A 17554-nucleotide genomic window follows, 5' to 3' on the forward strand; every position below is an offset into this window, starting at 1 on the left:
GTGACATCGGGGGGTTGGATGCGGATCGTGTGCTCGCACACCGAGGTCGAACTCGACGTCACCACCGCTGCTCCCGACGACACCGCCACCGCAATCTTCGAGTGGACGACCAGCCGGGACGGACGTCGCTACGCCACCGTCACGACCTGGTGCTGCGTCGCGCACACCGGTCGATCATGGGATCTGTTCTCGCTGGACTGTCCGCCGTGGTTGCAACGGCTCGCTGCTGAGCATCAGCCTGCGAGGTCAACCTCGTAGCCGAGCAGGACCAACGACGGCCCGGTCAGCACCTCCGTACGCAGCCGCGTGCAGTCCGCCGATTCTGCCTCGTGGCAGCCGATCTCCTCGTACTCCTCGTACGAGGCGAACAGGTTCGACGCAGCAGTCGTCATCGACGGCCACTCAGCCTGCGCCGCCATGTCCGTCACCGAACGCACGTCCTGCACCACCCCGGCCAGGTACCGGCCGCACCGCGGCTCCGTCCACCCCTCGTCGTAGCAGGCTTCTGCCCGAGCCGGGTTGTCGATGCCTTCCAGGTGCGGGCGCCAGTCCGACTCCACCGCCAGCAGCGTCCCCCCATCCGTGGGGTACGTCCGGGGTGCGGCATCCACCGTGGACACCGGGGACGACGGCAGGGGGGCGGGCTCGTCCGCCTCCGCCGTGCACGCGGCGAGCAGGAGCAGAGCAGGCAGGGCGAGCAGGCGGCGGCGGGACATCGGTACTCCGATCGGCAGGCGGGACTCACCCGAGGCATCGCACCCCGCACGCCTGCGGTTACCGAGGGAGCCCCGATGCGCCGAGCCCCAACCCCGTGCGTAGTACCCGGATGCCGGGGCCACGCGGTGCGCCTGTCCCGATGCCCCACCCACGCCCAGGCCCGTGACGCCCACCTGGCACGCACCACGCCAACCAAGGTGGCACGAACAACGGCAGTGAGAGTACGACGAACCAACGCCGTCCGAGCATGGCGCACCCAGCACGGGGACCACTGCCCAGGCTGGGGCACACCGCCACACGCAGCAGCCGACCTGACCGCCGACGACCCCGTGCCCATCGCACGCGGAGGCGATCCAATGCAGGCGTTGACCGTGCTGTGCAGGTCCTGCAACGGGCGCAAGGCCGCGCGCTGACCTGCAACAACAGGTCGGTCGATCGAATCGAGATCGAATCGAGTTGCATCACCGCAGGTCAGGGGGGTGGGGGGAACCCCTCCGCCCCGGCCAGCAGGAGCCCCGCCCCGTGCAAGGCGGACGCTCGCACCCGCAAAAACCAACCCCGGCCTTGATCGGCCCCTTCTTTCGGTTCGGCGCGATGCCGTCCGACCCTGATTCGGCGCGATGCCGAGGAGGACGCCATGCCCCAACCCAAGACCGGCCGCGCCGCTGGCCGACCCCGTAAACCCGTTGAGCGCGAACGCGCTGCGGGAAACCCCGGACACCGTCCGCTGCCTGCGTCCCCGATGCCCGGCCAAGGGATCGCGTCGGACGGGACGATCCCGGACGCTCCGGATTCCTTGGGGGAACAGGGTCGTGAGGTCTGGCGGCTTGTGTGGTCGGGCGCCCGGACGTGGATGGCTCCTGGTTCGGACCCGATTGTCGTTCGCCAGCTCTGCGAGGCATGGGACGAACGGCACGCGCTGCGCGAACACCTAGAAGCCGCGGGAACTGAAGGCCGCTGGTACACCACGGCGAACGGGCAGGTCGTCACGCATCCGTCCGTCACGCAGCTCCGCGCCCTCGATGCCCAGATCACGTCATGGCTGGCTGCGTGCGGGCTGACCCCGTCGGACCGTGCTCGCCTCGGGCTCGCCGAGGTGCGCGTGGCCGACCCGATGGACGATCTCGCGAAGCGCCGGGCCGACCGTGCCGCTGAGTCCGCCTGACCCCCAGTGGGCCCCGTCGATCTGGACGCCGTCTCGGTACAGCCGGTCTGGTGGCGATGATGTCGGAGACTTCGCCGAGACGTTGCTGACCGTTCCGAAGGGACCGAAGGCCCGGCAGCCGTTGGCGTTGACCCGCTGGCAGCAGTGGTTGTGCCGCTCGCTGCTGGAGCGCAAGGACGACGGACTGCTTCGCTACAGCGTCGCGATCGTCGGGCTCGCGAGGAAGAACGGCAAGTCGCTTCTTGGTTCGTCACTGGCCTTGGATCACCTGTTCTTCGGGCCGCCGGGCGCGGAGGTCTACAGCGCTGCCAAGGACCGGATGCAGGCCCGAATCGTGTTCGGCGAGGCCCGCAAGCAGGTCTTGGCGAGCGCACCGCTGAAACGCGTCGCGAAGGTCTACCGTGACGCCATCGAGGTCCCGGCGAAGGGCTCGGTGTACCGGGCGCTGTCCGCTGACGGTGGTGCCGCACAGGGGCTCAACCCGAGCTTGGTGATCGCCGACGAGGTGCACGTCTGGCCGTCCGGACCGAACAGCCGAGCTGGTGACGACCTCTGGGAGGCGCTCACCGAAGGTTCAGGTGCTCGCGAGGAGGCGCTGGTCGTGGCCATCACGACCGCGGGTTCCACTCTCGACTCCCTACTCGGTCGTCTGTACGAGTACGGCTCGAAGGTCGCGAGCGGCGAGGTCGACGACGAGACCTTCGGATTGTTCTGGTGGGCTGGGGCCGATGACGCACCGATCGACGACGAGCAGGCGTGGCGGGCCGCGAACCCGAACCTTGCTGAAGGGCTGCTGAGGCTCGACGACCTGAAGTCCTCGTCGAAGAGAACGGCTTGGCCAGCGTTCCGCCGGTACCGGATGAACCAATGGGTCAGCATGTCCGGCGAGGGTTTGGTGCCGCCGCAGCAGTGGCGCGAAGCAGCCCGACAGCAGCCGATTCCCTCGGGGAGTCGGGTCACGCTCGGCTTCGACGGATCCATCTCCGACGACGCGACCGCTCTCGTCGCCACCGACCTCGACACCGGCCTGCAACAGCTCCTCGCCATGTGGGAAGCGGACCGGTCCGATCCGGACTGGACGGTGCCGCGGGACGAGGTCGAGGCAGCCGTAATGCGCGCCTTCGAGTCGTACAACGTCGAGTTGATGTGGTGCGACCCCGCTTTCTGGGAAACCGAGGTCGAATCGTGGTCTGTCCAGTGGCCGGGCCGCGTCGAGCGGCTGCCGATGTCCAATGCCCGCATCGGCCCGATGGTTGCCCAGTGGTTGGCCGATCTTGCCGAGGGACGTCTGCTCCACGTCGAGAATCCGGGCCTGACCCGGCACGTCATGAACGCCATCGCGAAGGACACGCCGAGCGGAATCACGTTCCGCAAGGAGCGCCGCGACTCTCCCCGGAAGGTCGACGCCTACGCGGCGGCCGTCCTGTCCAACGGCGCACGTCACGACATCGTCGCGTGGGAAACCGCATCGTCCCGACACGAATCCAACCAGGTCATCGTCATGTGAGGAGGTCCGCGTGGCCCTCTGGGACCTCACCGACGAAGAGTGGTTCTCCCGACTGAATCAGAAGCGGTTGGAGCAGAAGTGGTCCGGCCGGAAGTGGTGGGAGTACTACGACAACGAACAGCCGCTCGCGTTCGTGGCCAGGATCTTGCAGGAGCAGGAGTACCGGTTCCCGCCGCTGATGATCGCGTGGCCCGAACTTGTTATCGACTCCCTCGAAGAGCGTCTGGACGTCGAGGGCTTTCGACTCGGTGACGATGACGAGGCCAGCGAGGCGCTGCACGACATCTGGCAATGGAACGACCTGGACGAAGAGTCTGAGGAAGCGCACCTCGCTGCGCTTGTCACGTCCACGTCGTACGTCATGGTCGGTCCAGCCGAACCGTATCCGAAGATCACCATCGAGTATGGCGACGAGGTTGCCGTTGAGGTCGATCCAGGTACGCGGCGCGTTGTTGCTGGGTTGAAGGTCTGGTCATCGGACGGGAAGATCGACAACCGGGGAACCCTCATGCTCCCTGGCCGGTTGATCGAGTTCGAGCTGGGGAAACCGGTTGGTTCGCAGTCTTCGCGCTGGTCCCCGGCGGCGGAGAGCCCGCAGGCCAGTCCGTTGGTCCCCTTGCTTCCGATGCTCAATCGAGCGCGAAAAAGCAAGGGCCGATCAGATCTCGTTGCAATGCGTCCGTTGGTTGACGCCGCAAACCAAACTGCGACCAATCTGCTGGCTGCCGTCGAGCACCATGCCCTTCCGAGGAAGTACGCCATCGGAGTCAGCAAGAAAGACTTCGTCGACGAGGAAGGTCGGCAACTTCCGACGTGGAAGGTCGGCACGGGAGCCGTGTGGGCAGTTCCCGGACGGCCAGCGCAGCGCGGCGAGACTCCTCCGCAGATCGAGTTGGGGCAGTTCCCGGCTTCTGATCTGCGGAACTTCATCGAGACGATCAAGCTCATGGCCCAGACTGCGGCCAGCCTTTACGGACTTCCGCAGAGCTACATGGGATTCGTTGCTGACAACCCCGCTTCCGCCGATTCGATCCGCGCCGCCGAGGCCCGGCTGATCAAGCGCGCCGAGCGACGACAAATCCGGTTCGGCGGAACGTGGGAACGGGCAATGCGAATCGCGTGGGAGATGCGCGGCGAAGGCCCGGCCGCAGCAACCCGGCTCGAAACGGTGTGGCGCGACCCTGCCACTCCGACTCGTGCGGCTCGGATCGACGCAGCCACGAAGGCGCTGCAATCCGGCCTCGCCGACGACGAACAGGCGCGGGAGGATGCGGGCTACACCGCCGAACAACGTCGTGCAATGCGCCGTCGAGCAGCGGAGAACCGAAACAGAATCTCCGATGACGTCCGCGCTTTGGATGTGACGGGGGTTCCGGATGCCGCTTCCATCCTCGGTGGCGCAGGTGGCCCAGTCCCACGCCAGCCAGCAGCAGGCGTACCAAGCTGACGCGCTGTCGCTGGTCCTGGAGGCGATGGACGGGTGGTCGGGCGACCCGGACGCATGGTTGGACCGGGTCCGCCTGATCGGCGACGAACTCCTTCGGCTCCAGGTCCTTGCTGCGGCACTGGCCGACGCTTACCTGTCCGACGTGCTCGACATGCAGGGCGCGGACCCGCGCTCGGATGGCGAAGTCGACCCGTCCGCGTTCGCCGACCTCACCGACGGCGGCGGATCGTGGCTTCGACTGCTCGTCTACGCCCCGACGTCGGTCGCTCGCATCGAGGACGGCATCGATCGTGCCCGATGGGTGGCGCAGTCGATCGCCCTGACCGGGATGCAGGACGTGGGACGGTCGGCGGTATCGGCGGCGATGTGGTCCCGACGTGCAGCAACGGGCTACGTGCGGATGCTCGTGCCGCCGAGCTGTGCGCGATGCGCAATCCTCGCTGGCCGCGTGTACCGGCGGGTGACGGCGTTCCGGCGGCACCCGAGGTGCGACTGCCGCCACGTTCCCCAGGCCGAAGACAGCGGAGACGACTGGTCGACGGACCCCGCGACCTACTTCCGGTCGCTGAGCGATGCCGAGCAGGACCGCATCTTCACCTCCGCAGGAGCGCAGGCGATCCGAGACGGCGCTGATATTTCGCAGGTCGTCAACGCGAGATCCGGCATCACCACGGTGACGGCGTACGGCCGGACCGTGCAAGCCACAACAACGGGCACGACAACGCGGGGCACTGCCGGTCAGCGCCTCGCCGAGGAAGCGGGCACCGACCGCGATGGTCGTAACCGCCGTGCCCGTACTCCCCGGCTGATGCCGGACGAGATCTACCAAGCCGCCGAGCTGGAGGGCTGGAGCCGAGACGAAGTTTTACGGCAGCTCTTTCGCTTCGGATACATCATCTGACCTGCCGCGATGGTCGGTCCAGATCCACTGTGGAGGACGGCGCGATGCCGGATACCGATGCACCTACGCCGGACGAGTCCGGCACCACCGAGGCCGCCGCGACGGCGGTCACGGAGTCCCTGGGAGACCCCGGAAAGGCGGCACTGTCCGCCGAACGGAAGCGGGCGAACGAGGCTGAGCGGAAGCTCAAGGAGTTCGAATCCCGCGTCCGCGAGTTCGAGGACCGCGACAAGTCCGATCTGGAGCGCGCCTCCGCCGAGCGGGAACGGCTCCAGGCGGAGCTGGCCACGGAGCGCGCGACGCGCCTGCGGCTGTCCGTCGCCGCCGAGCACGACATCCCGCGGGACTACCACCACCTGCTGACCGCGAGCTCCGAAGAGGAGCTGACGGCGCAGGCCAAGACCGTATCCGAGCTGGTCGCGCTCAAGGCCGCCCCGCAGTTCGCCGCGAATCCCGCGCAGGGCAAGAGGTCCGCAGAGTCCTCGACGCCGACACTGGAAGGCGGCGCCGCGGCCTACGCCGATCGGTTCGGAACCAACAAGTAAGGACGACCATGGATCTCAGCATCCGCGGCGAGTCGTTCGGGGTCGGTGACCAGTCGTGGCTGGGCTCCGAGCACGGGACGAGCATGACTCGCTCCATCACCCTCGACACCTCGGCGTTCGCCGCAGCCACTCACTTCCCGGAGGGGTTCTTCCTCTCCGGGCTTCCCCTTCAGCAGCTTCCCAGCGGCCTGTACGGGCCGTATGCGACGGACGGAACTCTAATCGGGTTCCTCTTCATGGCCGTCCCCGCCCCATCTCAGGGTCGCGACGTCGATGTGCAGGGCGCGATGTACGAGCACGGCCGTGTGATCGTGTCGAAGCTGCCCGTGGAGCTGCCCGAAGCCGCGCAAGAAGACCTGCACGGCCAGATCGTCTTCATGTGAGGAGGTGAACCATGGACCTGATCAAGGACTATATCGATCCGGTGACTCTCACCGGGTTCGCTCGTGAGGCCCTTCGCGACCTCCAGCAGAACCAATTCACCCTGTCCCGGTTCCTCAGTAACCGGACCATCGACGACATCGACTTCCGCGTCAACCGAGACCAGGCGGGACTCGCGAAGACGGCGAAGTACCGGGCCTACGACGCCGAGTCGCCCATCTCCGGTCGTCGGGGCATCCAGCGGATCATGGGCGAACTGCCCCCGATCTCCGAGAAGAGAATGCTCGGCGAGTACGAACGAATCAAGCTGCGCCGTCTCACCAGCAACGACCCGATCATCGCCTCGATCTACAACGACACCTACGAGCTGGTGCTGGCGATCTCGGCGCGAGTTGAGCTGGCTCGAGGTGAGGCACTAGCGACGGGCCGGATCGTCCTCGACGAGAACGGCGTCGTGTCCACGATCGACTTCGGACGCCGGGCCGACCATACGGTCGTGGCGGCGGTCCCGTGGTCGGACCCGGCGTCGACCCCACTGACGGATCTGTTGGCGTGGAAGGCGTCGTACCGGCAGCACAATGGCCGGCTGCCGGGCGTGATCCTCACGTCTGATCGCGTTGTGCAGTCCCTCATGCGTAATGAGGAGTTCCGGCAACTCGCTGCGACGGCGGTTGGTGGGACGCCAAACATCGTGTCGCAGGAGGCCATGCAGTCGACGCTCGTGGCGTACGGCCTGCCACGCATGGAGATCTACGAGGCTCAGGTCGAAGTCGACGGCACGGCGACGCAGGTGATCCCCGAGGACCTGGTAATCCTCCTGCCTGGCAACGACCGGCTGGGTACGACCCTATGGGGCACGACCGCCGAGGCCACCGAGCCATCGTTCGGTCTCGCCGAGGGCGGTCAGCCGGGCATTGTCGCAGGTAGTTACCGCAAGCCCGACCCGGTGTCACTGTGGACCAAGGCAGCGGCGATCGTCCTGCCGATCCTGCCGAACCCCGACCTGTCGTTCGTGGCGTCGGTGCTGAGCGACGACCCGGAGCCGGACCCTTCTCCCTGACGGTGACCCCGTCGAGCGCCTCGATCCCTCTGGGATAGGGGTGGGAGTCACCGAGAGGAGCAGGTCAGATGCCTGAACTCGCACGGACAGTGTGGGTGACCGATGAACGGGGTAGGCCTCATCGGTTCGGCCCGGGTTCGCCGCCACCGGAATGGGCGGCGGTGAAGATCCGAAATCCTCGGGCGTGGGCAACCGGCGGTAAGCCTGCCCCGCAGCAGACAGCGCCGCCCGTGCCTTCTGCTGCCAGCCCGCCTCCCCGATCGGGCGCTGGCTCCGGCGGTGCAGCGTGGCGGGCTTTCGCCGCGCAGCACGGTGTCGACGGCGCCGGGCTCAGTCGTGACGAGCTGATGGCCGAGCTGGTCGAGCGCGGAGTCATCAAGGAGGCGTGATGGACGAGCCGTTCGCCACGGTCGAAGAGTTCCGGGCGCGGTACAGCTCGGGGCTCTCTGACGAGCGGATCGCCGCGCTCCTGGATGACGCATCCGAGCTGATCCGGGCGCGGCGTCCGAGAATCGACGAGTGGATCGCGTCCGACCGTGTCCGGGCGGGCGCGGTTCGCGCAGTCGTGATTCAGATGGTGGCGCGTGCGGCGACGGCGGCGGAGACCCGGCTCGGGCTCCAATCGGAGACCGTCCCGGAGCACTCGTACGCGCTGACCACGGCTGCCGCGAACGGTCTGTACATCATGACGGCGGAACTCGCCGATATCACTCCGCAAGAGGACGCCGAGCGGGCGTTCTCCATCATTCCGGGGTGAGGCGATGTTCCCGACGTTCATGAGGATTCCGCTGATCGTCGAGACCCCGACTCGGATCACGGACCCGCTGACCGGGGACGCCGTTGACGGTCCGCCGACGATCGAGATGACCGACCGGGGCTACATCGAGGCAGCCCCCGTAGCTCAGGTGGGCTGGCAAACGGAGATGCTGGCCACCCAGCAGACGGTGCAGTCACTCTCGACCGTGATGGTCCCGCCCGAGGTTGCGATCACGGCGGGTTCCACGGTGATCGACCCGCGCGACGGTTCGCGGCACAAGGTCGTCGGCAAGCCCGCGATCCGGCGGAACCTCGCAGGCGAGCACAACTTCACTTCCTGCGCCGTCCGCTGGATCTCCGACATGCAGGGGGTGACGTGATGCCCGGACGCATGAGGATCACGGTGTATCCGGAGCAGTCTCGACGGGAGGCGTATCGCAGCTCGACGCCACCTCGACGGACGATCGCCGAGGCCGTCGTGGCCGGTGGACGATCGGACGCTCCTGTGCTGACCGGCGAGTACCGGGATGGCATGGGCGTTCGACAGGAGGGCGATCGGGTGTTCGCGGAGGACACCGACGACGAGGCGATCTACAAGGAGTACGGGACCAGCGACACCCCGGCGCACGCTTCGCTGACGGACTCCGCCCGCAGGTTCGGTCGGTACACGGGTTGGACGCCGAGGTGACGCTGCCGTGGATTCCGGGCGCGATCCGAGCCCTGCTGCTCGCTGACCCCGTGTTCGTCGAGGCGTGCCCCGGCGGGGTGACTCCTCGGGCTCCTTCGGACGTGACCCGGCCGTACGCGACGGTACAGGCGGCGGGCAACTACCAGATGGACCAGTCATCGACGGTGTTCCGTCCGCTGATCCAGATCGACGGTTGGTGCGGCGGGACGTCAGCATCCCCGCAGCCGCTCGCGTGGCGGGTGGCTGCGGAGGCGGCTCGGGTGCTGAGTACGGCGCGGAACGCGGCATGGGGGGACCTTCACTTCACGGCGCGGATCACCGACGGGCCGATGGAGCTGTCCCCGGACGTGTCCCGTGGGCCGTCGCTGCCCGTGTATCGGGCCGTTATCCGGGCCGAGCTGACGGTTCACGTCCGAATCTCCCCGGTATAACCACCCTCGACGACTTTCGTCACATGACGAAACTCTAACTCCGGCCTGCCTGCTTCGCGGGCGCCTTGCCAGGCAGGCCGGACCCCAATGACTTCGCACCACCGCAAGGCGCCCGAACCACCTCCATGCAAGGCGCCCGCCTGCCCGCGTTCGCGGGGAAGCAGGAGGAGACCATGTCTCAGTACGCGGACCCAGCGCTTACGCGGGTCTGGCTCGACGGCGACGCATTCCGGGCGCCCGCTGGAACCGCACTTCCTGACGACATCTTCGCCGAGGCATTGGACGGTTGGGATGCCTTCGGCGGCATCAAGGCTGGCTTCGAGGTCGAACGCACCACCGAGGTCACCCGGCACACGATCTGGAACTCGCGCGGCACCTACCGCCAGACCAGGGGTAACGAGGAACCGGTGATCCGACTCCGGCCGGTGGACTTCAGTATCGCCACGGCCATGACGCTGCTCACGGGTGGAACCACCGAGGAAGGCGCTGGCGGATTCGAGTGGGTTGAGGGCGACGACGAGCGCTTCGCCCTGATTCTGCGCGTGGTCGACGGTGACACCGCGAAGGCGTACTACGTCGAGAACGGTGAGCTGGCGAACAGGCCCACCGAGGCACTGAACGCCGATGACGTACAGGGATGGGACCTGGAGATCACTCCACTCGTGCCGGACGGCGGTGGACGGGCGATCCGTGTGTTCACGACCGAGGACCCGCTGGCGTCGGTTCCCCCGGTCCCTTCTCCCTGACGGTGGCGCCCTCAGCAGTCGTGCTTCCGCTCGGCTAGGCGTCACCGAAACCCCCACGAGAGAGGCGATAAATGGCAACGCAGCAGCTTGCCGCGACGCTCAACATGAGCGACGGCAGCACCCAGACCGTTACTTCGACCGCGACGTGGACGTCGTCCGATGACGAGGTGGCCACCGTGTCGACCGGCGGACTCGTGACCGCCGTCGCCGAGGGCGCGGCCACGATCACGGCTGCGCACTCCGGCCAGTCCGGGACGTGCGCGGTGACCGTCCCCGCTGCGGAAGCGGAGTCCCTGTCCGTGACCCCACCAACCGCCACGGTCGAGCTGGGCTGACGAGGAGTAGATGATGCAAGGCGCCCCGAACGAAGTCCTCGACTTGGACGAGTGGTTCTCGAAGCGGAAGTTGAACGACCGGCGGCTGAAGATCGGTGGCCGGTCGTTCCGTTTCCGTGCCGTGTATTCGGCTGACGAGGTCATCGAGGTCGACCAGATTATGAGGAAGGGCGACCTGCTTGGGTTGCTCACGTACTCGCTTCTCGATCGTGACCGTGCCGAGGATCTGCACGCGGCCTACCGAGAACCAGCTGAGCTTGAGACCAACCGACAATTCAAGAACGCCGTGGTCGAGCACCTGTTGAAGGGAATCGACCTGGGGGAATCCGAGGCGTCCTCGCCTGGGTCGTCGGCCCCGGCTGGGACGCCTGCCTCGCAGGATTCCGCCGACACTACGGACTCGACCTCCGGGACTGCCTGACCGCGCTGCCCGCACAGGATCTCGTGGCGCTCGTGCGGCAGCTCCCCGCTCCGTGGTCCCACCACGAGGAGAACACCGCCCGGCTGTACGAGGCGATGCATCACTGGCTGGACACGGACTGGGTGCGGTCGACGACCGACCCGGAAGACCCCGAGGTTCGCCGGGAGCGCGCCGAGGCTCGACGGTCCGGGGTGCGTCCGCCGAAACACCCGATCATCCCGCCCATCGGCCTACGCCCGGCGGACATCGCCGAGTCGCACTGGTCTCAGTACAAGCAGGCCGTCGAAAAGCACACCGCGCCCGCCATCGAGCGGACCCGCGAATCCCTGGCCCCCGATGAGTGGGCACGTCGTCTCGGGATCGAGATCGAGCACGTCTGATCGGAGGTCGAACGATGGCCGGTGGTCAGATCGAGATCGAGGTCGTGCCCGATCTCCGTCGTTTCCCGCAGGACCTCAGGTCTGGCCTGGAGCGCACCCGATCTGCCGCTGGTGCTGTCGCGCGTGGCATCGGTGTGGCGATCACTGCTGGAGTCGTCGGCGCAGGGGTCGCGTTTCGGTCGATCATCTCGCTCGGCAATGAGCTGACCTCGAATCTGAACACTCTCCAGGCCGTCAGCCAGGCGACCGGCGAGCAGATGGAGTCCGTCCGCGCCCGAGCCGAGGAACTGGGGTCTGACCTCACCCTCCCGGCGACGAGCGCGGCGGACGCGGCTGCGGCCATGCTCGAACTCGCCCGTGGTGGACTCACCGTCGAAGAGGCAATGGAGGCCGCGCGGGGCACGATCCAGCTCGCTGCGGCGGCGCAGGTAGACGCAGCCACGGCCGCCGAGATCCAAGCAGCGGCCCTCAGTCAGTTCCAGCTCGACGCAAGCGAGGCGTCGAGGGTCGCGGACGTGCTTGCCAACTCGGCGAACGCGAGCGCCGGAAGCATCACCGACATGGCGTACGCACTGCGGTACGTCGGCCCCGTCGCACAGTCCCTCGGCATCTCCATCGAGGACACGGCGGCGGCGATCGCGCAGCTGTCCAACGCCGGATTCTCCGGTGAAACCGCTGGTACAGCCCTTCGTGGAATCCTCGTCTCGCTCGCCGCGCCGAGCAACGAAGCTGCGGGCGCCATCGAGACGTTGGGGCTCACGGCGTTCGACGCAGAAGGTCGCTTCGTCGGATTCCAGGAGGTCATCGGCCAGCTCGCCGATGCGCAAGCGAGGCTCACTGACGAGCAGTTCGCGGGCGCGGCTGCGACCGCCTTCGGCCGCGAACCGCTAGCTGCCGTCAACGCTCTGGCGACGGAGGGCGCCGCGTCCTTTGATGCCATGGCGGAGGCCGTCGGCCGCCAGGGCGGCGCTGCCGAAGTCGCCGCAGCTCAGATGCTCGGTCTGCCTGGCGCTATGGAGCAGTTCGCATCGCAGGCGGAGAGCGCGGGCCTGCGGATCTATGACGCGATCGACGAGCCGCTGGAGGCGCTCGTCCGGTCGGCGGCCCAGCGGATGGAGCCCCTCGGGGAGTCCATCGCCGAAGGCATCGAGACCGGCCTGTTGGTTGCCGAGACGTTCGGCCCCCAGCTCGCCGACGCACTGTCGGAGCGGGGCGACGCAGTCGAGGACGCGCTCGATCGGCTCCTCGGGCCGATCGCTGATCAGATCGGGCCCCTGCTCAACGAGGCGCTCAACATTGGCATCACCGCCTGGGATGGGTTTACCGAGGTCGCAGGCGCGGCCGTTGACGAGCTGGAGCCCCTGGCACAGGCGACCGGTGAACTCGTCGGTGCGCTCACCGAGAGCGGTGCGCCGCTGACGGCGTTCGGTGCGGGACTCGGTCTCGCCGCCGACGCGGCGACGGTGACCGTGACGGCCCTCGGGCCGATCGTGGACATCGCCGCATCGCTCGTCGCGGGGTTCGCGGCGCTCCCCGGTCCGGTGCAGAGCGCGGTCGCGGCGATGCTGCTGCTGCGTCTCGTCCGACCGCAGGTGGACGGACTCGCGTCGTCGGTTCGTGATCGCTTGTCCACGGCGTACACCCGCCTCCAGGAGGAGATGCGCCTCCAGCAGTCCCTCGCCGCAATGGAGCGAGCGAGCCTTCGGGACAGCGCAACCGGTTTCGCCAGCGTCCGCGATCAGATTGACGCGACGACGGGCGTGGCACGGGTGCACAACCAGGTTCAGCGCGAGTCTTACGACTCGATCGGTGCGATCGGTTCGCAGGTTCCGGCGATCGGCCGGATGGCAACGGCGTACACGGCGGCCCGCGATGGAGCAGCCGTCTGGCTCGGTCGTCAGCAGCAGCTCGTGGCGGAGTCAGATCGACTCACCGGGTCGCTCCGTCAGGGCCTGACCCCGGCGGTGCAGGCCGTCGGTTCGCAGGCTGCGGGCGTCGCCGCAGGCGGGCTGTCCCTGCTCCGAACCGGCGTCGGCGGACTCGTGTCCGCGCTCGGCGGGCCGTGGGGTCTGGCGATCGGCGCGGCGGCGATCGGTCTCGGGATGCTGGCGGACAGCCAGCGGCAGGCCGCGCAGGCTGCGGAGGAGCACCGGGCGAGGATCGAGACACTGGCGTCCACCCTGGACCAACAAACCGGCGCGGTCACCCGCGCCACTCGGGAGATGCTGGCCGCCGAGGTAGCGGAAACCGGTCTCGATGACGCGGCTCGGTCCCTCGGGTTGTCCAGCAGCATGGTCACCGAGGCCATGCTCGGCAACGAGGCCGCTATTGCTCGGGTGAACTCGGCGATCCGGTCTCAGGCGGACGCGACGTCCGAAGCCGATGAGCGCTACGGCAGCTGGGTGCGTGGCGTCGAGCAGTACGGCGGAACCTGGGAGCAGCTACGCGAGGCCGCTCTCGGCAACGTCGATGCCTACGACCAGATCATGAGCTTGGTCAACGGGCCCGTCAACACCTCTGCCATGCAGGGACTCATCGACAACGTCCGCAGCGGCATCGGACCGGCGCACGAGCTGGCCGCCGCTCTTGGGTCGACTCGTTCCGAGCTGGACCAGGCGGCCGATCGAGTGCGGGAGTCCGCCACCGCGATGGGCGAGAACACCTCGTCGTCGCGGGAGCTGGAGTCCGCGATCGAGGCGCTCGGCTCTGCGGCGTCCACGTCGGAGCAGCGTATCGACGCGCTCGGCACGGCGCTGGATGCGCTGTCCGGCGGGCAGCGGGACTTCGATGAGAGCCTCGCTGATCTCGAGGCGGCTCTCGGCAACGTCGGGACGGCATCGAGATCGCTCGGGGAGTCGCTGGAGGAGAGCGGTGGCGCACTGCTCAACCAGGCGGGTCGCCTCGACGTCACCACCGAGGCCGGACGGCGGTTTCAGGACTCGGTGTTCCGGTCGCGGGATGCCCTGCTGACACACACGACCGTGGCATACGAGGACATCGCGGCACGGGAAGGGCAGGCGGCAGCCGCTGAGTATCTGACGGGGCAAGTCGACCGGACGAGGGAAACCCTGATCGGGGAGATGGTCCAGCTCGGCGCCACCCGAGACCAGGCAGAGCAGTACATCGACACGCTCAGCCTGACGCCCGAGATGGTGCTCACGGCGATCGAGCAGCCGGGGATGCTGGACTCGCTGGCACGGACGTCTGACCTTCGGCAGCGCCTCGCCGACCTCCCGGAGGGCGAGTTCGTTCGCATCGACGTGCCGACCGAGCAGCAGCGGAACGACCTGATCGACCTCGGCTACCGGGTGCGGACGCTCCCGGACGGTTCAATCGAGGTGTTCGCGAACACCGGCCCGGCCGACGGCAGCATCGCTGATCTGATCCGAAGGAACGACGGCCGGACGATCACGCTCACCGTAGCGACCGTCGGTATCGGCCCCGGTGGCGTGCCGACGTACTCGTACCCGTCCGGACCAGGTCGAACGCAGGCACGCGGCGGCATCCTCGGAACATACGGCGCCCCGATGTCCAGCTCGGTCGCCGAGATCGTCCCGCCGAACACCTGGCGCATCGTGGGCGATCGGATGCACGGAGACGAGTCTTTCATCCCGATCAACTCCTCGGCGCGGTCCGCCGCGATCCTCGCCGAGACCGCCTCTCGGATGGGCTATCAGATCCTCCGCCGCTACGCGACCGGCGGAATCGCCAGCACGGGCGGAGCGTCCCGCCTGCCGGACCCGGTTCCAGCGGGTCCGTCGCAACTCGTGGGGTCCCTCTACCTCGACTCCGGCGAGTTCCTCGGCGTCGTGCGCGGCGAGATCCAGTCATCGAATCGAGCGACCGGCAGCGCCATCGCGCGCCGAAGGAGGGTGTGAACGATGGCCTACGAGAACAGGCTGACCAGGGATTTCACCATCGGGACGATCCTCACCCCGGTGGCGCTGTCCGATACTACGATCACGAGCGATGCGTTCGCGGCCCTGGGGAGCGCCTACAACGCCTCGACGTACATCCCGCTCACCCTCCATCTGCCTGCCGAAGGCCGCGCCGAGGTGGTCTGGGTGACCGGCCACGAGGCGGGATCATCGGCGGTCACGGTGATCCGGGGCAGGGAGGAGACGTCGGCGCAGGCGTGGCCTGCCGGGACGGAGGTCCTGTGCGCGCCGCTGCGCCGTGACCTCATCGTCGGCGTGCCGGACCGGGCGTCGTTGCCAGCTGACCCGCACACCGGGATGCGTGCGCTGTCCGGGGTGGATGGGAAGGTCTTCGAACGGGTTGGGCCAGCCTGGGTGACTCCAACGAACTTCGCCAGCCCGAACCATGAGATCGGCCCCCGGCGGGGCGGGGCTGTCCCGCCGGACACGTCGATCCAGCAGATCCGCAGCGGCCAGGTCGCGGGGACGACCAACGCCAGCGGCGACTTCGTAGTGACGTACCGGGTCCCATTCCGAACGAACACCAACGTAGCCGTGTGTACGAACTCCAACCTCGCCGCCTTCTCGGGCCACTTCGTCGCCCACGCCGAGAGTGCGACCGGGTTCACGGTGCGGGCTATCGCCGCGCCCGGTTCCGCTGCGCCGAACCAGGCGTTCGGCATTGGATATATCGCGACCGGGTGGTGAGGTCGGGTGACTGCACCGCTCGGTACAGGCGCGTACGGGCACGGCGACGTCTCCGGTCGAATGCCGCCGATCGACCACACGAAGCCGCCGCCGCTGCCGGGCGGGACGAGGCGGTGGACGTACGACAGGGTGATCGGACCGGCCCCACTCGGCCTGCGGACACTCGGCGGGCTGCGCTTGCCGGACCCGTATCCGGGTGGCGGTGTGCTGGCCGCGCCCATCTCCGATGCGGGCGTGATGCGGGTGTGGGCGTGGTGGCCATGGGCTGAGACCGTGCAGATCCTGCGGATCGGGGCGGACGGTTCCCGTACCCCAGTTCGCGGTGCGTACCCGGCTACACCGGGGACGACCCGGCTCAACGCTGCCGGTAACCCTACGGCCGCCATTTCCCTCGCTGGGTTCGCGCCGGTTGACGACACCGCCCTGGAACGGGTCGCGGTCGACGATGTCGGACTGCCCGGCGTGACCACCGCCGTGCGCATGACCCCCTCGCCGAGCAGCACCCTTGGCGATGCGGTCGTGATCACACCCGGCTGGATGGAGGGACCGTGGAACGTGTCGTTTCATCTGCGGCTCAGCCAGTGGCCAGCTGACCCGGCGTTCGGCGTGCAGGTCCGAGCCCGCTGGCACAACGCGGCGGGCACGCTCGTCGCAACGAGGGTCGACCGCCTGCCGTCCGACGAGGTGGCGCGCAGCGTCGGCCAGTGGGCGCGGCAGGAGTTCCAACCGCCACAGTCCCCGACCGGCGTGCGGGCGACGATCGACATCGAGATCCTCGGCATCCCCGGCGGATACGCGGATGTGACGGCCATCCTGATCGAGGAGGCACCCGGAGGCGGGTTCTTCGACGGCTCCACGCTGGGCGGACAGTGGCTCGGCGTCGACCACCTGTCCCCGTCCATCCTGGCTGACGTGGTCGTCATCGACGACGGCGAGGCGCCGCTGGACGAGCTGGTCAGGTACGAGGTGTACTCGCCGACCAGCGTCTACGGCGGTCGGATGCGCTCCGAGTCCGTGTTGCTGCCGTCCGAGGGCCGGTCGTGGCTGACGCACCCGGACTTCCCGTCTCGTCCGATCGCGGTGCTGCCGTCGGCGGCCCCGGTTGTCGAGCGCGGGGCACGGCAGGCCGCGTGGGATGTGATCGGCCGCAGACTGCCGGTGGTGGTGTCGGACGGGCGAAGGCGCGGCATGGCCGGGTCGATCGCTGTCCCGTGTTTCGACCGCGCCACCTACGACGCGCTGCTGTCCATGCTGGACGACCTGTCCCCGGTGCTCTGGCGGACGCCGCACGGCTACCGGCCGGGCACCTACCTGTGGATCAGCCTCGGGGACCTCACCGAGGACCCGCGCGGCCACATCGTCCAGCACATTTACCGGATGCTGTCGGCCCCGTGGGCGCAGGTCGACGCACCTGCGGTTGTCGCCTGAGGAGGTTCGCGTGTGGCCTCT

20 protein-coding genes are annotated in these 17554 nt (G+C 68.1%); 19 read left to right on the forward strand and 1 reads right to left on the reverse strand.

Annotation, left to right across the window (positions count from 1 at the left end):
* Entirely contained in the window at positions 1–258 is a 258-nt protein-coding gene (locus UA75_RS14675) for a hypothetical protein (RefSeq protein ID WP_157434185.1), read from the forward strand.
* Here the strand turns inward: UA75_RS14675 and UA75_RS14680 are convergent.
* Positions 234–716, reverse strand: coding sequence for a hypothetical protein (locus tag UA75_RS14680; RefSeq protein ID WP_075740725.1), 483 nt, complete (start codon positions 714–716; stop codon positions 234–236). The genes UA75_RS14675 and UA75_RS14680 overlap by 25 nt on opposite strands.
* A gap of 743 nt (positions 717–1459) precedes the next feature.
* Here UA75_RS14680 and UA75_RS14690 point away from each other — a divergent pair.
* The 18 genes from UA75_RS14690 (at position 1460) to UA75_RS14775 (ending at position 17533) form a co-directional block, all read left to right on the forward strand.
* The gene (locus UA75_RS14690; RefSeq protein ID WP_075740727.1) at positions 1460–1882 is read left to right on the forward strand and encodes a phage terminase small subunit P27 family; all 423 of its coding nucleotides are present in this window, start codon (positions 1460–1462) and stop codon (positions 1880–1882) included.
* Between the two features lie 82 nt (positions 1883–1964).
* Entirely contained in the window at positions 1965–3389 is a 1425-nt protein-coding gene (locus tag UA75_RS14695) for a terminase large subunit domain-containing protein (protein WP_075740728.1), read from the forward strand.
* A 10-nt stretch (positions 3390–3399) separates the two neighbouring features.
* Complete coding sequence (locus UA75_RS14700) at positions 3400–4836, forward strand: phage portal protein (RefSeq protein WP_075740729.1); 1437 nt, start codon at positions 3400–3402, stop codon at positions 4834–4836.
* Positions 4793–5737, forward strand: coding sequence for a hypothetical protein (locus UA75_RS14705; protein ID WP_157434186.1), 945 nt, complete (start codon positions 4793–4795; stop codon positions 5735–5737). Before UA75_RS14700 ends, UA75_RS14705 begins: the two co-directional genes overlap by 44 nt.
* Positions 5738–5781: 44 nt before the next feature.
* Entirely contained in the window at positions 5782–6282 is a 501-nt protein-coding gene (locus UA75_RS14710) for a hypothetical protein (RefSeq protein ID WP_157434187.1), read from the forward strand.
* Between the two features lie 8 nt (positions 6283–6290).
* Entirely contained in the window at positions 6291–6665 is a 375-nt protein-coding gene (locus UA75_RS14715; RefSeq protein ID WP_075740732.1) for a hypothetical protein, read from the forward strand.
* Positions 6666–6676: 11 nt separating this feature from the next.
* A complete protein-coding gene (locus UA75_RS14720; protein WP_075740733.1) occupies positions 6677–7723 on the forward strand; it encodes a major capsid protein in 1047 nt (348 codons plus the stop codon).
* Between the two features lie 388 nt (positions 7724–8111).
* Positions 8112–8480, forward strand: a complete 369-nt coding sequence (locus UA75_RS14725) for a Gp19/Gp15/Gp42 family protein (RefSeq protein WP_075740734.1) — start codon at positions 8112–8114, stop codon at positions 8478–8480.
* A 4-nt stretch (positions 8481–8484) separates the two neighbouring features.
* Positions 8485–8859: a hypothetical protein gene (locus tag UA75_RS14730; protein WP_075740735.1), complete on the forward strand. Its 375-nt coding sequence runs from the start codon at positions 8485–8487 to the stop codon at positions 8857–8859.
* Complete coding sequence (locus UA75_RS14735; RefSeq protein ID WP_075740736.1) at positions 8859–9167, forward strand: hypothetical protein; 309 nt, start codon at positions 8859–8861, stop codon at positions 9165–9167. Before UA75_RS14730 ends, UA75_RS14735 begins: the two co-directional genes overlap by 1 nt.
* Entirely contained in the window at positions 9152–9598 is a 447-nt protein-coding gene (locus UA75_RS14740) for a hypothetical protein (RefSeq protein WP_075740737.1), read from the forward strand. Before UA75_RS14735 ends, UA75_RS14740 begins: the two co-directional genes overlap by 16 nt.
* Positions 9599–9771: 173 nt before the next feature.
* A complete protein-coding gene (locus tag UA75_RS14745) occupies positions 9772–10344 on the forward strand; it encodes a hypothetical protein (protein ID WP_075743818.1) in 573 nt (190 codons plus the stop codon).
* A gap of 71 nt (positions 10345–10415) precedes the next feature.
* Positions 10416–10679: an Ig-like domain-containing protein gene (locus UA75_RS14750; protein ID WP_075740738.1), complete on the forward strand. Its 264-nt coding sequence runs from the start codon at positions 10416–10418 to the stop codon at positions 10677–10679.
* A 10-nt stretch (positions 10680–10689) separates the two neighbouring features.
* Entirely contained in the window at positions 10690–11100 is a 411-nt protein-coding gene (locus tag UA75_RS14755) for a hypothetical protein (protein ID WP_075740739.1), read from the forward strand.
* 23 nt (positions 11101–11123) lie between these two features.
* Positions 11124–11480, forward strand: coding sequence for a hypothetical protein (locus UA75_RS14760; RefSeq protein ID WP_075740740.1), 357 nt, complete (start codon positions 11124–11126; stop codon positions 11478–11480).
* 14 nt (positions 11481–11494) lie between these two features.
* The gene (locus UA75_RS14765) at positions 11495–15358 is read left to right on the forward strand and encodes a phage tail tape measure protein (RefSeq protein ID WP_075740741.1); all 3864 of its coding nucleotides are present in this window, start codon (positions 11495–11497) and stop codon (positions 15356–15358) included.
* Between the two features lie 3 nt (positions 15359–15361).
* Complete coding sequence (locus UA75_RS14770; protein WP_075740742.1) at positions 15362–16105, forward strand: hypothetical protein; 744 nt, start codon at positions 15362–15364, stop codon at positions 16103–16105.
* A 6-nt stretch (positions 16106–16111) separates the two neighbouring features.
* A complete protein-coding gene (locus UA75_RS14775; RefSeq protein WP_157434188.1) occupies positions 16112–17533 on the forward strand; it encodes a hypothetical protein in 1422 nt (473 codons plus the stop codon).
* The last annotated feature ends 21 nt before the right edge of the window (positions 17534–17554 follow it).

The sequence above is a fragment of the Actinoalloteichus sp. GBA129-24 genome (genome assembly GCF_001941645.1).
In the GTDB taxonomy this organism is placed as follows: domain Bacteria; phylum Actinomycetota; class Actinomycetes; order Mycobacteriales; family Pseudonocardiaceae; genus Actinoalloteichus_A; species Actinoalloteichus_A fjordicus.